The organism is Kitasatospora sp. NPDC093558, assembly GCF_040683475.1.
GTDB lineage: Bacteria > Actinomycetota > Actinomycetes > Streptomycetales > Streptomycetaceae > Kitasatospora.
In genome coordinates this window covers 1-1,813 of the sequence record NZ_JBFBDY010000991.1, presented here as the reverse complement: position 1 = coordinate 1,813, position 1,813 = coordinate 1, and the positions used below count along the sequence as shown (strand labels likewise).

General features: G+C 72.7%; 1 protein-coding gene and 1 pseudogene. Both read right to left on the bottom strand.

Annotated features, from left to right (window positions below; genetic code table 11):
* A pseudogene (locus AB0O00_RS37715) lies at nucleotides 1-658 on the bottom strand (prenyltransferase); the annotation flags it as partial.
* A 174-nt stretch (nucleotides 659-832) separates the two neighbouring features.
* On the bottom strand, nucleotides 833-1,429 hold the full coding sequence (locus tag AB0O00_RS37710) for a hypothetical protein (RefSeq protein WP_363659207.1): 597 nt from the start codon (nucleotides 1,427-1,429) through the stop codon (nucleotides 833-835).
* Nucleotides 1,430-1,813: the final 384 nt, after the last annotated feature.

Below are 1,813 nucleotides of genomic sequence, written 5' to 3'. Positions count from 1 at the left end.
CCAGCGCCCGGGCGCGCCCGGGGCAGCGGTCGGGGCCGCCGCGCAGCGCGATCCAGGCGGCGGTGGCGGCCGGTGAACTCCCCACCAGGGCCGGTGCGTCGGGGATGAGCGGCGCGGTGGAGGCGTCCGCGAAGGCCTCGAACGAGTGCTGCAGTTTGAGCGGGACGGTGCCTGCGGCCTCGACCTTGCGGCGGAGGCGCTCGGGCAGGTCCGGGGACAGTCCGGCCGGGAGCGTGAGGCGGTACTCGGGCCTGTGGTGGGCGAGTTGGGCGTTGATACGGCCGACGAGGTCGGGGATGATCAGCTCGTGGGCGACGGTGTCCGGTAGCAGCCGGTCGTCCCCGTCTGCGGACAGCAGCGCGGCGATCCCCGCGTCGGCTGCCGCTGCCGCGCGAGTGCGCTCGGCGGCGGGCCAGTCGCCCCGGCTCAGGCTCGTCAGCAGTGCCTCCACGGCGCTGAGCGTCGGCACCAGGCGATGGCCTCGCTGCGGACCCCACCAACCGTCGGGGTCCTGCTGGGCCAGCAGGTAGTGGCGCCGGTCCGCATGCCCGGCCAGCCAGGGGGCGAGTGCGACGAGCCGGGCGGTCTCGTAGAGCGACGGGGAGACGGAACCCGTGGGGTCGGTGAACACGGCCCGGAGCAGGTGCCCGGCCTTCACGACGGCTCTGCCTTCGGTCCGTACGGCGCACTGTTCGGAGTTGCCACGTCGGCTCCTGTAGGGGAGAGGAACATGACCTTCAGTTTGAAGGCGAGTGGCAGGTTAGGCGCAGGGCGCGCGCTCCGGCGCGCGAGGCGCGGATCAACGTCCGGGGAGAAGCGCTGGTCTCGCTCGTCACATCTCGCCGCGCAGGCGGGCGGCCGTGGCGGCGATCAGGTCCGGGAAGCGGTGGACCGGGAAGGCGGGGGAGGCGCCGATGGGGAGGGCGCCCTCGGGGACGTAGGCGACGTGGCAGCGCAGGCACACGTAGGTGGCGCTCCAGGCGGTGGCGAAGGACGGGTACACCACCGAATGCGCTGCGAACGCCTCCTGGGAGCGGCGGCGGGCCTTCGAGCGCTGGATGATCATCATCACGGCCGCGAAGACGAACGGGCCGCCCAGGATGGTGAACATGATCGCGCTGTTCGTCCCGGCGTTGCGGTCGCCGGACGTGAACAGGTACGGCAACAGGATCACTCCCCAGGCGGCCGCGAGGGCGATCACGATCGCCAGCCCGCAGCTGCTGCCCTGAGGGGCGAGCCGCGGCGGGGGCGGCGGCGCGATATGGGCCGCGAGGAGGCTGCTGGAGGAGCCGGAGGTGTGGACGGTCGAACTGCCGAAGGTCGGGATCACCCCGACCCCGCTCGCGTACGCGACGCCGGAGGAGTAGCCGGTGCTCGTCCCCGAGTACGTGCTGGTCTGCGACTCGTAGACGCTGGGGACGCTCCGCACCTGGTCGAGCGTCCCGCACTGCGGGCAGTTGATCCGGCTCAATGTGTCCCCCGAGGTCGACCTGCCGGCATGACGGCATGCCGGCAGACGATCATGGCACAGGCGGCCCGAACGGACACAACCGTGCCCACGTCCCGGGAGTTCAGCTCCGATCTGGAACCGGTCCGACAGTCCGGCCCGTCGGGCATGAGGCGCCACCGGCGGGAAAATCCGACGTCATCCGCTGCTCCGTCTGCTTGGATGCCGCCATGAGCACAGCGGGCCAAGGGAGTTCGGCAGGGGACGTACCGTCGGGCATGACGGCGTTCCGCGACGCGGTCACGGCGTGGGCCGCCGGTGGGCCCGGCGCGGAGCGGGCAGCCCGGGAGCTGGCCGGGGGCCTGG